Raw genomic sequence first — 15020 nt, 5'->3', positions numbered from 1 at the left:
GTCTAAGGGATGTTCAGAAGTTTTGTTTCTGGACATCCTTTTCTCATAAAAAATCACCTTACTACCCCGCCAATCCCTCGTCGATTTTTCTTTGATACGAACGTGTGCTTGTGTGTTACAATAAACACAGTGATGTTAAATTAGGATTAGAAGGGAAATAGATGAATGATTACTTATGTAAAAGGCCTCCTGACAACAGTCGAGGACGATTCGGTCACAATTGAAACTCAAGGGGTTGGATATGAAATCCTTTGCGCTAATCCCCTTCATTTTCAAAGCGAAAGGCACAAGGAAGTTAAAGTCCATACTTATCACTATATAAGAGAAGATCAGCAGCTGCTGTTTGGCTTCAAAAAAAAAGAAGACAAGCTTTTATTTGCAAAACTTCTGAATGTCTCTGGGATTGGTCCAAAGGGTGCATTGGCGATATTAGGAACCGTTAGTGTACCAGAGTTTGTTTCAGCCATTGAACAAGAGGATGAGAAATACTTAACCCGTTTTCCCGGGGTAGGGAAAAAAACAGCGCGACAGATGATTTTGGATTTGAAGGGTAAACTGATTGTTTGGTTGCCTGAAGAAGAAAATGAAGACTCGCTATTCTATCAGGAGGATACTGCTGCGAAGGATAAGAGAGTGCATATAGAAGAGGCGCTTGAAGCTCTGAAGGCGCTTGGTTATTCTGACCGTGAGCTTAAAACGGTTCATAGTGAACTTGTCAAGTCAAAACAGGGTCAGGTAGATGACTTAGTCAGAAAAGGACTTCAGCTGCTCATGAAATCATAGGAGGAAGGAGGTACATCTATGGAAGAACGCATGATATCAGGGGAGTTACAAGGGGAAGAACAGCAAATTGAGCTGAGCCTCCGTCCAGAAACCCTCGGTCAGTATATTGGACAAGAGAAAACAAAGGAAAACCTGCGTATTTTTATCGAAGCGGCAAGAATGCGTAATGAACCGCTTGATCACGTTCTGCTGTATGGTCCTCCTGGTCTTGGAAAAACAACACTTGCCTCAATCATTGCAAATGAAATGGAAGGTCAATTTCGTTCCACATCAGGTCCGGCTATTGAACGTGCGGGTGATTTAGCAGCCATTTTGTCCTCCTTAGAAGCGGGGGATATTTTATTTATTGATGAAATTCATCGGCTTCCTCGTTCTGTTGAGGAAATCCTTTATCCCGCTATGGAGGATTTTTGTCTGGATATCATTGTCGGCAGTGGCCCAAGCGCCAGGTCCGTTCGACTGGACCTCCCGCCGTTCACCCTCGTCGGTGCTACGACGCGTGCAGGGTTATTGTCAGCTCCATTGCGTGACCGGTTTGGCGTACATAGCCGTCTTGATTATTATGAACCAAGAGCGTTATGTGACATTGTGGAACGGACAGCAGATATTTTTCACGTAGGGATCGCACGAGATGCTGCTGTCGAAGTGGCACGCAGATCCCGAGGGACGCCGCGAATTGCAAACCGTTTATTGAAGCGGGTACGTGATATTGCTCAAGTAAAAGGGGAAGATATGATCACTGAGGAAACAACGAAGACTGCATTGAAAATGCTGCAAGTCGACGGAGAGGGACTCGACCATATCGACCATAAATTGCTAATGGCTATTATGGACAGCTTCAAGGGGGGGCCTGTCGGTTTGGATACAATTGCAGCCACGATTGGAGAAGAATCGCAAACGATTGAAGATGTCTACGAACCATTTTTATTACAAATGGGCTTTATTCAGCGGACACCAAGAGGAAGAATGGTGACGCCGAAAGCGTACACCCATTTTAACAGAGAGGTGCCAGAAGCTTGACTGGTTTTGGGAAAATCTTTATTGTAATAGGGATTGTGTTTATAGTCATCGGATTAGTATGGAGCCTGATTGGTAAACTGCCAGGTGATATCAGTTTTAAAAAGGGCAATGTTACTTTTTATTTTCCAATTATGACATCGGTCGTAGTAAGTATAGTGTTATCACTCATTTTTTATATCATCGGCAAAATTCGTTAAGTTTAGGATAGGGGATTTACATGGACGTTAAGCAATATGATTTTAAATTACCGGAAGAACTCATAGCGCAAGTACCACTGTTAGATCGATCAGCTTCTAGATTAATGGTGCTGAACAGGGAGAAACAGGACGTCAGTCATCATCATTTTTCAGACATTAAACAGTTTTTACAGCCTGGGGATTGTCTCGTATTAAATGATACCCGGGTGCTGCCTGCCCGTCTTTATGGTTCGAAAGAGGATAGTGGTGGTAAGGTGGAAGTTCTGCTCCTGCATCAGGATCATGAGGATGAATGGGAAGTTCTAGTTAAACCGGCTAAAAAGGTAAAACTCGGGACGAAAATTGTTTTTGGCGAAGGAAAACTTGTAGCAGAATGTATCGGAGTACAGGATCACGGAGGGAGAAAAGTTCGATTCAGTTATGAGGGGATATTCCTGGAAGTACTTGAATCGTTAGGGGAGATGCCCCTTCCTCCATATATCAAGGAACAGCTTCCGGATCAGGAGCGTTATCAAACTGTGTATGCGAAAGAAGAAGGATCTGCAGCTGCCCCAACAGCAGGGCTGCATTTTACAAAGGAGCTGCTTACGGATATCGAACAGAGCGGCGTCGAAATTGCCTATTTAACATTACACGTAGGATTAGGTACATTTCGGCCTGTCAGCGTTGAGAACGTTGAAGAACATGAAATGCACGCCGAATTTTATCAACTCAGTCATGAAACTGCGGAGCAGCTGCAACGTGTAAAACAGAAAGGCGGAAGGATTATCTCGGTGGGGACGACATCAACCCGTACACTGGAAACGATTATACGTGACTATGGCAGTTTTAGAGAGGCAAGCGGCTGGACAAATATTTTTATTTATCCTCCTTATCAAGTGAAAGCTGTCGATGGTCTGATCACAAACTTTCATCTGCCGCAATCCACCCTCATTATGCTCGTTAGTGCCTTAGCAGGGAGGGACTTTATTTTAGAAGCCTACCATAAAGCAGTGGAAGAAAAATATCGGTTCTTTAGCTTTGGCGATGCCATGCTCATTATATAAGTCGAGGAAGGAAAGGAACGAACTCATGGCAATCAGATATGAATTAATTAAAACATGTAAACAAACAGGGGCAAGACTCGGCCGTGTACACACACCGCATGGTTCTTTTGAAACGCCTATGTTCATGCCGGTAGGGACACTTGCTACGGTGAAAACGATGAGTCCCGAAGAGTTGGAGAGAATGGGGGCGTCAATCATTCTCTCGAATACGTACCATCTCTGGCTGCGTCCGGGGGAAGATATTGTCGAGGAAGCAGGCGGGCTGCATAAATTTATGAATTGGAATGGCTCCATCCTTACCGATTCTGGCGGATTTCAAGTCTTTAGTTTAAGTGATCTACGGCAAATAGAAGAAGAAGGTGTCCATTTCCGTAACCACATTAGCGGTGAGAAGTTATTCTTATCTCCTGAGAAGGCGATGCACATTCAGAACTCTCTAGGGGCCGATATCATGATGGCTTTTGATGAGTGTCCGCCGTATCCTGCTGATCACGATTATATGAAAAAGTCAGTAGAGCGAACAAGCCGATGGGCAGAACGCTGCCTGGAAGGCCATCAAAAGCCAGAAACCCAGGGGTTATTTGGCATTGTACAGGGAGGCGAATATGAGGATTTGCGCGAACAAAGTGCAAAAGACCTTACATCCCTTGATTTCCCTGGTTATGCTGTAGGCGGGCTATCCGTTGGGGAGCCAAAGGATGTTATGAACCGGGTTCTCGATTTTACGACACCGCTTTTACCAGACCATAAACCCCGCTATCTTATGGGGGTTGGCTCTCCAGATTCGCTTATTGATGGGTCTATTCGAGGGATTGATATGTTTGACTGTGTCCTTCCTACAAGAATTGCGAGGAATGGTACATGTATGACTTCCCAGGGCCGTCTTGTTGTAAGAAACGCTAAATTTGCGCGAGATTTTCGCCCAATTGATGAACATTGTGACTGCCATACATGTCGGAATTATAGCCGCGCCTATATCCGTCATCTCGTAAAAGCAAATGAAACGTTTGGCTTCAGGCTTACTACTTATCATAACCTATATTTTTTGTTAAAATTAATGAGGCAAGTTCGTGAGGCCATTAGAGAAGATCGACTCGGTGACTTTAGAGAAGAATTCTTTGAACAGTATGGTTTCAACAAACCAAATGCAAAGAACTTTTAGAAAGGGGGAATATGAATGGATACATTAGTTGGATTATTGCCGATTATTCTAATGTTTGTCATTTTCTACTTCTTGTTAATCCGTCCACAACAGAAGAAACAAAAGAAAGTGCAGCAAATGCAGACGGAACTTCAAAAGGGAGATAGAATCATCACCATTGGAGGTCTCCATGGGACAATCCATGCGTTGGATGAAGCTACATTAATCGTTAGCGCACAGGATGGCACACAAATGAAGTTTGACCGTTCCTCTATACGTGAGAAACTAAATCAAGATTAATGGAAAGAATCCCGCAAGCGGCGGGATTTTTTTTATTTATCCTTTAAATTGATGTTAGACAGATTTGCATTTATTTCTTTCCGGTTGTACTTCTCGGCATATTAACTCCGATCATTCCTCCTAATAAAGCTGCAATAACAAGCCCGCCAAAATAGCTGAGCTGGGTAAGAGATACCCATGAATTCTCAAAGATTAATTGAAATCCAATCATAGCTAATACGAAAATAAGTCCTGTTAAAATACCAGACAGCCACCCTTTTTGTTCTGCTTTATAAGCGGCAATAAGTCCGCCAAAGGCCAGGATGGTCAAGCCGGCTACTAAAGAGATTTGGTTGAGTGTATCAATGTCAATGGTTGTGAAACGCAGCAGGAGAGCGAGGGCAGCAGCAACAATTACCATTAATAACAGAATTGAACCTATGCCGTAGCCAAGAACGCCTTGCAGGAGTTTCTTCAAAAACATCATCCCCTTTTTAGCTTGTCTTCTAAACTATATGCATGTAAACCCTTAAGATAGAAGTATATATTTTGCCAACCTTTTGAATAGGTATAAGAAAAGTACCATTTAAAAGGAGTAGGTGTATGACAACAATACTTGCTTTACTGATCTTTGTTGTAAGCTATTGCTTAATTATGACGGAGAAATGGAATAGGGCTCTCATAGCTTTAGCTGGGGGAGTATTGCTCCTTATTACTCAGGTATTGGACTGGGAAGAGGCATTAGGTTTTATCGATTGGGAAACCATCGCACTCCTGTTTTCCATGATGGTACTTGTGTCGATTACAAAAAAGACCGGAATTTTTACATTTGCAGCTATAAAGCTAGCCCAGGCAGTTCAAGGAAAACCCGTTCCATTACTCATCGTGACGGCGCTGTTTACAGCAATAGGCTCAGCTTTTTTAGATAATGTAACGACGGTAATGTTGTTTGTTCCAGTGCTGTTAACTCTAGTTGAACGCCTGCACCTGCCGGCTTTTCCTTATCTGTTGACCACGATTCTTTGTGCCAATATAGGAGGAACGGCTACGCTGATCGGCGATCCGCCAAATATTATGATCGGACAGGCGGTAGAGCATTTTACTTTTCTATCATTCCTGAATCATCTTGGTCCTGTCGTTATAATTATTTTTGTAGTTGTTCTTGGGTTCATTCTGGTTCTTTTTAAAAAACAGTTTGCTTATAATGAGCGTCTGGCTCGTCAGTTACTTGATATGGATGCACGAGAACATGTAGTCGTGAACAAATTGTTGTTTCATTCTATCCTTGTTATGATCCTGACGGTTACAGGATTCATGCTTCACCCCTTTATTCATATGGACATTACGACAATTGCTGTAAGTGGTGCAATTCTCCTGCTATTTTTATCAGACAAGCAGCTTGAGGCTGAACGAGTTTTCCAGGAAGTTGAATGGGTCACCCTGTTTTTCTTTATTGGCTTATTTATGTTAGTTGGTGGACTTGAGAAAGTCGGAATTATAGATGAAATTGCTCGGGGGATGATGGTGGTTTCCGGTGGTGATATGCCGATAACTTCCCTTATGATGCTTTGGGCTTCTGGTTTGTTGTCCGGGATCGTCGATAATATCCCTTTCGTAGCAGCGATGATCCCTGTGGTGCAAGAACTTCAGGGGTACGGAATGATGAACGTCGACCCAGTGTGGTGGTCGCTTGCATTAGGAGCCTGCTTAGGAGGCAATGCTACCCTCATCGGCGCCTCAGCGAATGTAGTAGTGGCTGGCCTCGCAGCGAGTCATAAACATCCCATTCCTTTCGTTAAATTTGCACTATATGGGATTCCTGTGATGCTGCTCTCACTCGTGATTTGTACGATTTATGTGATCTTACGTTATTTGGTTCCTTTTTTATCATAAATTTGTTTATTTTAGGTCATGTTATAAGAAGCAGGTGATATTGAAGGGTTGATGGTGGTATGTTTTTAAGCGCGATGATTATTCGCACCATATTTACGTACGTTATCATTCTGGTTGTCTTTCGTTTGATGGGGAAGCGGGAAATTGGCGAATTAAGTGTGATGGATCTTGTTGTATTTATCATGCTTGCGGAGATTGCAGTGTCCCTTATTGAAAAGCCGGAAGCTTCCATAATGCAAGCATTAGTTCCCATGTTGATCCTCTTGCTGATCCAGTGGGGCAGCGCCTTTTTTTCAATAAAAAGCCAACGATTCAGAACCTGGTTTGATGGGAAACCGTCCATGTTAATTAAGCATGGTAAAATTGATGAAAGAGAAATGAGAAAGCAGCGCTACAATTTTTCGGATTTGCTTCTGCAGCTCCGTGAGCAAGGAATACAACAAATTGATAAGGTGGCGTATGCCATTCTTGAACCCTCTGGAAAATTATCAGTCTTTGAGAGGGAGAAAGATGGAAGTTCGGCGTATGCCGTCATCTTGATTGCAGACGGTAAAGTGCAATATAGTGGCTTGAAACAAACTAGAAAAAATAAAGCGTGGTTAATGAACGAAGTAAAAAAACGGGGGTTCACGTCGTTCGAAGACATTTCACTTTGTTCCATTAATGATGAAGGGGAAATCTGGATTGACAAGAAAGATGAATATACTTAAAAAAGTAACCCGCAGACGCTAATGCGGGTTACTTTTGTTTAAATAACTTCCCCCAGGGGATGAGTTTCCACTCACTAACATAAAGCATTCTGCATGTGAATAAAAGAATGACATAAATAATCGTTAAAACGGTTCCCATCGCCAGGAGTTGTGTTAAAGGCTGACTTGTTGCCAGCCAGTGTGCTTTGAGCTGATAACCGATCCAGCCTGTTGCTATGATCACAGTAGAGAATTGGAGCACCAGTAAGGGAGGGAGTTTGAAACCAGCATGGCGTATTAAGACTGATAAATGCAGTATTGTAACGACCACCACGCCTACGACCATGGCTATGGCGACCCCGTGAATACCAAATTCAGGCTTTGACGCTAACCCAACGAGCACAACGAATTTTATTAAAGCACCAATCAGGGTATTCCACATCGCGGACTTTGCCAGATCCAGCGCCTGCAGGCTTGCTTGCAGGGGTGTTTGAATGTAATGAAGCAGAAAGAATGGTGCCATGAACTGAAGAAGGAATGACGCATTGCTTGTACCGTAAATGGTCATTAAAATAATAGATGGAAAAATCATAAAGATAATAGTGACAAGTCCACCGGAAGCAAGGGAGAGACGAATCGACTGTAAAATCCGGTATTGTATGGTGTTTCCTTTACTCATGGCAGCCGCTTCACTAATAGAAGGAACCAATGCTGCAGAAAGGGCATGAGTTAAAAATGTTGGTAAGAAGAGCAGTGGTAAAATATATCCCGTTAGTTCCCCATATTGTTTTGTTGATTCAATAGCTGTTAATCCTGCAAAAGCAAGACTTTGAGCAACTAGTATCGGTTCAAAGAAGTGTGTGATTGAACCGATAAAGCGGCTTCCTGTAGTAGGTAAAGCAATCGTCATTAGCTGATTCAATGTATTTTTACCTTCCTGGACATGCTTTTTCCACGTTTTTCGTAATTTAAATTTTTTATGAATATTAAATTGCCTTGTCATGTAAATTAATGAAACGAATTCACCTAAGATCACGGCAATCATTGCTCCGGCTGCCGCATACTCAATTCCATATGGGTAGAAAAGTTTTGTTAAAAGAAAGACAGCCGAAATTCGGACAACCTGTTCGATAACTTGTGATATGGCTTGGGGCTTCATGTTTTGCCGCCCTTGAAAATAGCCTCTTAATACAGATGAGATCGCAACAATCGGTAGAATAGGAGTAATGGCGAGCAGTGGAGCTAATGCTCTTTCATCGGTTAAAAAGTAGTTAGCTACAAGCGGTGAGAGCATGAATAGACCGACTGTGAACACAATGCTCAATGTTCCAGTCACTGTGAGCGATACCGCTAAGATTCGTTTAATCTGCCGTTCATTTCCTACAGCTTCTGCTTCGGAAACCCTTTTAGCTATGGCCACTGGAAGGCCGAATTGCGTTATCGTATAGGCTAAAAATAATGTAGGAAGAGCCATCATGTATAGCCCAACGCCTTCTTCTCCCATTACTCGGGCTAGAACAATACGATTGATAAAGCCGAGCAAACGTGTGACTAGTCCTGCAACAACTAGAATAAGTGCTCCGTGCAGAAAGGTTTGTTTAGACATAATAGATCCGCCTTCTCAAAGAATTGAAATTCAGCTACAATGAAGTATATGCGATGAGATGGACAAGGCATGACAATAGATTTTGTCTAGATAACTTACAGGTGGGTGATAGTTAAAATGGAAGTGACAAAACATGTTCGTGAATGGAAGGATGAAGTGAAGCCCGTTTTAATCAGTAAAAAGGAAGAATTTATAAATATGGGGTACGCCGAAGCAACTGTGGATGATATATGGAAATGCCTGGAGAAGAAAATCTGGAAGAAGGAAGTCGAGAAAAGGTTGCATGAGGTTGTTCAGGACATCTTTCGCTTAAGTACCAACCAATATATCAGCTATCTTACAGTTGAAGCTTATCAGGAAGAAGATTTGATGGCGTCTATTCAGGCACTGTCTAATGAAAGCAACTCAGATTGACATCTTTTGGCTAAGTATTATAATGAGTCTATTGTTGTTATCTGTGGAATGATAGGAATAACGGATGTGAGGAGCTTATAGAGGGATTGATGGCATATTGTATGCTTTTCTATTACATAAGCTAAGAGCGTGAAATGAAGGGGGCAAATGCGTTATGGTCAAACGGGGTCGAATTGTTGCCTTTTTTCTAGTGGTTATCTTAGTAGCTACTACGATTGGCACAACCATAACTGGTGTGACAAAAGACATTAATTTAGGGTTGGACCTGCAAGGCGGCTTTGAAATTCTTTATGATGTTGAGCCGTTGAATGAGGGTCAGGAAATTAATCGAACAGCTCTGGAAGCAACCGTTGAGTCATTAACTCGACGTGTGAACACATTAGGAATTAGTGAAGCGAACATTACTATTGAAGATGAATCAAAAATTCGTGTTCAATTAGCTGGGGTTGAGAATCAAGAAGAAGCTAGGAAGCTTTTATCCACTACTGCTGAATTATCTTTCAGAGGTGTAGAAGGAAAAGAATATATGGATGGCTCGGACATAGTAGAAGGAAGTGCCCAGCAGACATATGATCAGATGAATAATCCGGCCGTCTCCTTAGAAGTGAAAAGTGCTTCAGAATTCTATGAAGTATCAAAAGAAATTGTTAATAAGGAACAAGATCCGAGTACGCCTTATCGTGACGATCTGTTAGTTATTTGGCTCGATTATGATGAGGATACCTCGTTTGCAGAGGAATACGGGACTGAAGATCCAGCGTATTTATCTGCACCCGCTTTTTCAGATGGACCAGTAAGAAGCACTACAGTCCAAATTACTGGTGATTTTACAGTAGAGTCGGCCAAGCAACTGGCGGATCTGATTAATGCAGGTTCCCTTCCTGTTGAACTTGAGGAAACATACTCTACTTCAGTGGGAGCTCAATTTGGTGAACAGGCAATGAACAAAACAGTCATAGCCGGATTAATTGGAATCGCGTTAATTTTTATTTATATGATCGTTTACTATCGATTCCCTGGTGTAATATCCGTTGTAACCCTTTCCGCCTATATTTATTTAGTACTTCTTGTGTTCGAGCTGTTACAAGGGATTCTTACATTACCTGGAATAGCAGCCATCATCTTAGGTGTCGGTATGGCGGTTGACGCCAATATTATTACCTACGAGCGGATAAAGGAAGAATTGAAGACCGGCAAGTCGGTGAAGTCAGCATTTAAAGCTGGTAACAAACGATCACTGACGACCATTTTAGATGCCAACATTACAACCTTAATTGCAGCTGCCGTACTCTTTACTTTTGGTACCAGTTCTGTTAAAGGGTTCGCCACCATGCTGATTATCAGTATACTAGTCAGTTTCATCACATCTGTATATGCCAGCCGTCTATTCCTCGGCCTATGGGTGAATAGCCGTTTCTTAAACAAACGGCCACAGTGGTTTGGAGTTAAACCGAAAAAAATCCATTCCCTTAAGGATGGCGAAGAGCCTGAAGCAACATTCCTTAATCGTAAATTTGATTTAGTTGGGGCACGTAAACGTTTCTTTGCATTGTCTATCCTATTAATTGTAGTAGGGGCGATCGTGTTAGGCGTATTCAGGCTTAACCTCGGTATTGATTTTACAAGCGGTTCACGCGTTTCGATTCTTGCTAATGAAAAAATTGAGGCGGAACAGGTTGAAGAAACGTTTGAGAGTGAATTTGGCTTAAATACGAAGCAGGTTGTTATTTCTGGTGATCAGGATCAAATTGCCGTAGCCCGTTTCGAAACAGAATTAAGTAAGGCTAAAGTAGCTGAAGTACAAAATTATTTTAAAGAAGAGTATGGAAGCACGCCTAATATTAGTACGGTTTCACCTATTGTCGGTCAGCAATTGGCTAAAAATGCAGCTCTATCCGTCTTATACGCTTCAATTGGTATTATCATCTATGTAGCAATAAGGTTTGAGTTGTTCTTTGCTGTGACGGCTATATTAGCCCTGTTGCATGATGCCTTTTTCATGATTGTGTTATTTAGTATCACCCAGTTAGAGTTTGATGTAACCATAATTGCAGCCATTTTGACGATCGTCGGGTACTCGATAAATGATACGATTGTGACATTTGACCGGATACGGGAAAATGTTAAATTGAGAAAGAAAGTCAAATCCTTCAAGGAGCTGGCTAAGATCGTAAACGATAGTTTACTTCAGACGATGGCTCGAAGTCTTAATACGGTTCTCACCGTAGTCTTTGCAGCGATCATGCTGTTCGTATTCGGTGCTTCTTCAATTACAAACTTTGCTTTCGCTCTTGTAATTGGATTAATTGCTGGTACGTATTCGTCTCTTTTCATCGCTGCCCAGCTGTGGCTCGTATGGCGTGGTAAGAATATCAAAGAAAAACCGATTGAATATAGTAAGAAGAAAAATACGGGTGGTCCCCAAGTTTAAGCCTAACTAGCAAAAGCGATTGTCCTTTCGAAGGGCAGTCGCTTTTGTTTTTTCCTTAAGATCAGTTATAGCGTGATTATTTCTTGGCAGAATAGGGTATAAAGAAATATGAAATGATGGATAGATAGGGTGAAGGAGGGGGAAAATGAAGGGCCAGACTTATATCATTCTTGCGCTCATATTTGCTTTAGTTATTGCTGTATTCGCCGTCATTAATGTGGACCCTGTTCAAGTAAATTACTTGTTTGGAACGGGTGAAGCACCATTGATTTTAGTTATTATCATTTCTGCTCTAATGGGTGTGCTCGTCACAGCATTAGCTGGAGCGGTTCGGTTTTTTAAGCTGCAGCGTGAAAATCGTTCGTTGAAAAACCGCTTTAAGGAGTCTACAAATGAAGACGCTCAGTCAACAAACGCCGACCAAACATATCCAGTAGCTGATAGGCAAGGTGAAGGAAGCCAGTCTGGAGACTCAGACTCAAATGTTAAGTAAGTGCAGTTTGCTACCCCTGAATCCCTCTTGTATAATAGATGGGTCAGGGGTGAATTCATGTTACAGAGTAAAATGAAATGGAAGTTTACATATAATGATCAACAACACTCTTCCGATACAACTTCAATCAAGGGAATGTCGGGGGTGACGAAACGCCTCCTTGAAAAAAGGAACTTGACTGACCCGGAGGCTATCGACCGTTTTCTTCATCCATCCTTGGATGATCTCCATGATCCTTTTTTGATGGAAGATATGGAACGAGCTGTTGAAAGGGTTCAGACAGCAATCAGCAATCAAGAAAAAATTCTCGTTTTTGGAGATTATGATGCTGATGGGGTTAGCTCGACAACCGTTTTGATGGAAGCATTGACTGAAGCAGGGGCTGACTGTGATTTTTACATACCAAACCGTTTTACAGAAGGGTATGGGCCTAACGAAGCTGCCTTTAGCCAAGCTGCAGGTGATGGCTATACGGTAATTATTACAGTGGATACAGGAATTGCAGCTATCCCCGAAGCTGATACGGCCAAAGAACTTGGCATAGACCTGATCATCACGGATCATCACGAAGTGCAGGAGACTCTGCCGGCAGCCTATGCGATCATCCATCCGAAAACTTCTGAAAGCTATCCATTCAATGAACTTGCCGGGGTAGGAGTAGCTTTCAAATTTGCTACCGCTTTGCTAGGCAGGTTTCCAGGTCATTTACTAGATATGGTAGCAATTGGAACGATTGCTGATCTCGTCCCTTTACAGGATGAAAATCGGGTTCTAGTGTCTTACGGTTTAAAAGCTATTTCCAGGTCGAACAGAAGGGGAATTCAAGCATTAACAAAGGTAGCTGGCATAGAGAGTGAAGTGGATGAAGAAACGATTGGATTTACCATTGGTCCACGCGTGAACGCTGTTGGCCGCTTGCAGGATGCTGCCCCTGCTGTACAGTTGTTCTTAACAGAAGATGCGGAAGAAGCAGATCGTTTAGCTGAATTTATTAATCAACTCAACCAGGAACGGCAAAAAATTGTTGCTGATATTGCGAAGGAAGCAGAACGAATGCTCAGGAGCGGCGAGCAGGAGCTAAGTAATGTGATCGTTGTAGCTAAAGAAGGCTGGAATCCGGGGGTTCTTGGTATTGTCGCTTCAAAGTTAGTGCGGACATTTGAACGTCCAGCCATTGTTTTGGCGATTGATCCCGAATCACAACAAGCAAAAGGTTCGGCGCGCAGTATCGATGCCTACGATTTATTTGCGAATTGTATGGAAGTAAGGGACCGGTTCATACATTTTGGCGGACATGCCCAGGCTGCCGGCATGACACTTGATGTGGGACAAATTGATGAACTAAGACAGCAATTAAGTCATTTAGCACAACAAAAACTGACAGCAGATGATTATCAGCAGGTTCTTGATATTGAGATGTCTATCGAAGTTGGGGAGGTTTCCTTGCAGCAGATTGAGGAAGTGAATAAACTCCGGCCATTTGGAATGGGGAATCCGAAGCCGTTATTCCATATGAAGCACTCTCCGAAAGAACTTAGATTGATCGGAAGCCGTAAAAACCATCTTAAAGTGCTCTTCCAAGATAACTCTGCCAGATTAGATGGGATCGCTTTTGGAATGGGAGATATGTATCCTCACATTTCTCCTCATGCCGAACTTGAAGTAGTAGGCGAATTAGGAATAAATGAATGGAATGGCAAGAAGAATGCTCAGATTATGGTGAAAGATTTACAGGTCCAATCATGGCAGCTGTTTGACTTGAGAGGATCAAAACATCTCGAAAAACATATCACTCTTTCAGAGCAGGAAACGTATGCTGCTGTTAGTTTTCGGCAATCTTCTTCCACATCTGTTCCGTTTCAACTTCCTATCTATAATCCGGCAGACCTGGCTTACCTTTCTAAAGTTGACGGCCTATTGCTCATTGATTTACCTGAAAAACTATCAGATTTATCAGATCTGATTCGTGAAGTTAAGCCAGGTAAAGTATATGCTTGTTATCAAGTTGAAGACAGTGCTTTTTTAAAAACATGGCCTAGCCGAGATCATTTTAAATGGTTTTATGGTATGCTAGTAAAGCGTGAAACGTTCCATTTGGCACAAGATCGAGACAAATTAGCTGCTCGAAAAGGGTGGGACCGATCCATGATTGATTTTATTTCGAAGGTGTTTTTTGAGCTGGGTTTTGTTAAAATGGAAGATGGAATTTTAACGATTAATTCAACTCCTTCACATAGAGACTTAACAGAGTCTATTCTTTACCAGGAACGGAAAAATCAATTATATGTTGAACAATCCTTATATTATTCGACTTATAAAGAGTTGAAGAGTTGGTTTGATACGCAGAGAAACAGCCTCAGGGAGGAAGTAGTAAATGGATTATAAAGAACATATCGCTATTGTACAGGACTGGCCAAAAGAAGGAATAACATTCAAAGATATCACTCCGCTTATGGATAATGGAAAAGTCTTTAAATCTGCAGTAGACGAAATTGTGGATTACTCAGAAGATAAAGAAATTGATTTAGTTGTAGGTCCTGAAGCTCGCGGGTTTATTGTAGGTTGTCCAGTATCCTATGCCCTTGAGATCGGTTTCGCTCCCGTAAGAAAAGAGGGGAAGCTGCCGAGGGAAACCATTAAGGTGGATTATGGGCTTGAATACGGTAAGGATGTACTTACCATTCATAAAGATGCAATTAAGCCGGGTCAAAGAGTCCTGATTGTAGACGATTTACTAGCTACAGGAGGAACCATTGAAGCGACAATTGCATTGGTAGAACAACTCGGCGGAGTTGTAGCAGGCTGTGCCTTTCTCGTTGAACTGACCTACTTAGATGGACGTAACAAGCTTGACGGGTATGATGTACTTACATTAATGCAATATTAAAAGAACGAGAGTGTCCTTTTACAGGGCGCTCTTTGTTTTACACGTAAAGGGACCGACATCAGTGGACTGGCAATGAGGAAGTTCGGTTAGTGGTTGTGCTACGCTGCTGCCGCTAACCGAGCTTCTTACTCTCCTTGCATG

General features: G+C 42.2%; 15 protein-coding genes. 13 read left to right on the top strand and 2 right to left on the bottom strand.

Annotation, left to right across the window (positions count from 1 at the left end; translation table 11 throughout):
* Positions 1-165: 165 nt before the first annotated feature.
* From ruvA to yajC, 6 genes are read left to right on the top strand one after another with little or no spacing between them, the layout of a single operon-like run.
* Entirely contained in the window at positions 166-783 is a 618-nt protein-coding gene (gene ruvA / locus P9989_RS13320) for a Holliday junction branch migration protein RuvA (RefSeq protein WP_283075384.1), read from the top strand.
* Positions 784-801: 18 nt separating this feature from the next.
* Positions 802-1803: a Holliday junction branch migration DNA helicase RuvB gene (gene ruvB, locus P9989_RS13315; protein ID WP_283075383.1), complete on the top strand. Its 1002-nt coding sequence runs from the start codon at positions 802-804 to the stop codon at positions 1801-1803.
* Positions 1800-2000 carry a DUF2905 domain-containing protein gene (locus P9989_RS13310; RefSeq protein WP_283075382.1) on the top strand — a complete coding sequence of 67 codons (201 nt, stop codon included), beginning with the start codon at positions 1800-1802 and terminating at the stop codon, positions 1998-2000. The genes ruvB and P9989_RS13310 overlap by 4 nt, the downstream gene beginning before the upstream one ends.
* A 20-nt stretch (positions 2001-2020) precedes the next feature.
* The gene (gene queA / locus P9989_RS13305) at positions 2021-3046 is read left to right on the top strand and encodes a tRNA preQ1(34) S-adenosylmethionine ribosyltransferase-isomerase QueA (RefSeq protein WP_283075381.1); all 1026 of its coding nucleotides are present in this window, start codon (positions 2021-2023) and stop codon (positions 3044-3046) included.
* 25 nt (positions 3047-3071) lie between these two features.
* A complete protein-coding gene (gene tgt / locus P9989_RS13300) occupies positions 3072-4208 on the top strand; it encodes a tRNA guanosine(34) transglycosylase Tgt (protein ID WP_283075380.1) in 1137 nt (378 codons plus the stop codon).
* Positions 4209-4223: 15 nt separating this feature from the next.
* Complete coding sequence (gene yajC, locus P9989_RS13295; protein WP_283075379.1) at positions 4224-4487, top strand: preprotein translocase subunit YajC; 264 nt, start codon at positions 4224-4226, stop codon at positions 4485-4487.
* Positions 4488-4557: 70 nt separating this feature from the next.
* Here the strand turns inward: yajC and P9989_RS13290 are convergent, their stop codons facing one another.
* On the bottom strand, positions 4558-4944 hold the full coding sequence (locus tag P9989_RS13290; RefSeq protein WP_283075378.1) for a TIGR04086 family membrane protein: 387 nt from the start codon (positions 4942-4944) through the stop codon (positions 4558-4560).
* 125 nt (positions 4945-5069) lie between these two features.
* On the opposite strand from P9989_RS13290, the gene P9989_RS13285 reads away from it, so the two are divergent.
* On the top strand, positions 5070-6359 hold the full coding sequence (locus tag P9989_RS13285) for an ArsB/NhaD family transporter (RefSeq protein WP_283075377.1): 1290 nt from the start codon (positions 5070-5072) through the stop codon (positions 6357-6359).
* A gap of 59 nt (positions 6360-6418) precedes the next feature.
* On the top strand, positions 6419-7069 hold the full coding sequence (locus P9989_RS13280; RefSeq protein ID WP_283075376.1) for a DUF421 domain-containing protein: 651 nt from the start codon (positions 6419-6421) through the stop codon (positions 7067-7069).
* Between the two features lie 28 nt (positions 7070-7097).
* On the opposite strand, the gene spoVB is transcribed toward P9989_RS13280, so the two are convergent.
* Complete coding sequence (spoVB, locus tag P9989_RS13275; protein ID WP_283075375.1) at positions 7098-8654, bottom strand: stage V sporulation protein B; 1557 nt, start codon at positions 8652-8654, stop codon at positions 7098-7100.
* Between the two features lie 117 nt (positions 8655-8771).
* Between spoVB and P9989_RS13270 the strand changes: the two genes are divergently transcribed.
* The 5 genes from P9989_RS13270 to P9989_RS13250 all read left to right on the top strand — a co-directional run bounded on the left by P9989_RS13270 (position 8772) and on the right by P9989_RS13250 (position 14879).
* The gene (locus P9989_RS13270; RefSeq protein WP_283075374.1) at positions 8772-9068 is read left to right on the top strand and encodes a post-transcriptional regulator; all 297 of its coding nucleotides are present in this window, start codon (positions 8772-8774) and stop codon (positions 9066-9068) included.
* Between the two features lie 154 nt (positions 9069-9222).
* Positions 9223-11499, top strand: coding sequence for a protein translocase subunit SecDF (gene secDF / locus P9989_RS13265; protein ID WP_283075373.1), 2277 nt, complete (start codon positions 9223-9225; stop codon positions 11497-11499).
* 145 nt (positions 11500-11644) lie between these two features.
* On the top strand, positions 11645-11992 hold the full coding sequence (locus tag P9989_RS13260) for a LapA family protein (protein ID WP_283075372.1): 348 nt from the start codon (positions 11645-11647) through the stop codon (positions 11990-11992).
* A gap of 57 nt (positions 11993-12049) precedes the next feature.
* The gene (recJ, locus tag P9989_RS13255) at positions 12050-14377 is read left to right on the top strand and encodes a single-stranded-DNA-specific exonuclease RecJ (protein ID WP_283075371.1); all 2328 of its coding nucleotides are present in this window, start codon (positions 12050-12052) and stop codon (positions 14375-14377) included.
* On the top strand, positions 14367-14879 hold the full coding sequence (locus P9989_RS13250; protein ID WP_283075370.1) for an adenine phosphoribosyltransferase: 513 nt from the start codon (positions 14367-14369) through the stop codon (positions 14877-14879). Before recJ ends, P9989_RS13250 begins: the two co-directional genes overlap by 11 nt.
* The last annotated feature ends 141 nt before the right edge of the window (positions 14880-15020 follow it).

This window comes from Halobacillus naozhouensis, assembly GCF_029714185.1.
GTDB lineage: Bacteria > Bacillota > Bacilli > Bacillales > Halobacillaceae > Halobacillus_A > Halobacillus_A naozhouensis.
The sequence above is the reverse complement of the archived record's forward strand: the minus strand, read 5'-3'. Positions and strand labels throughout refer to the sequence as shown.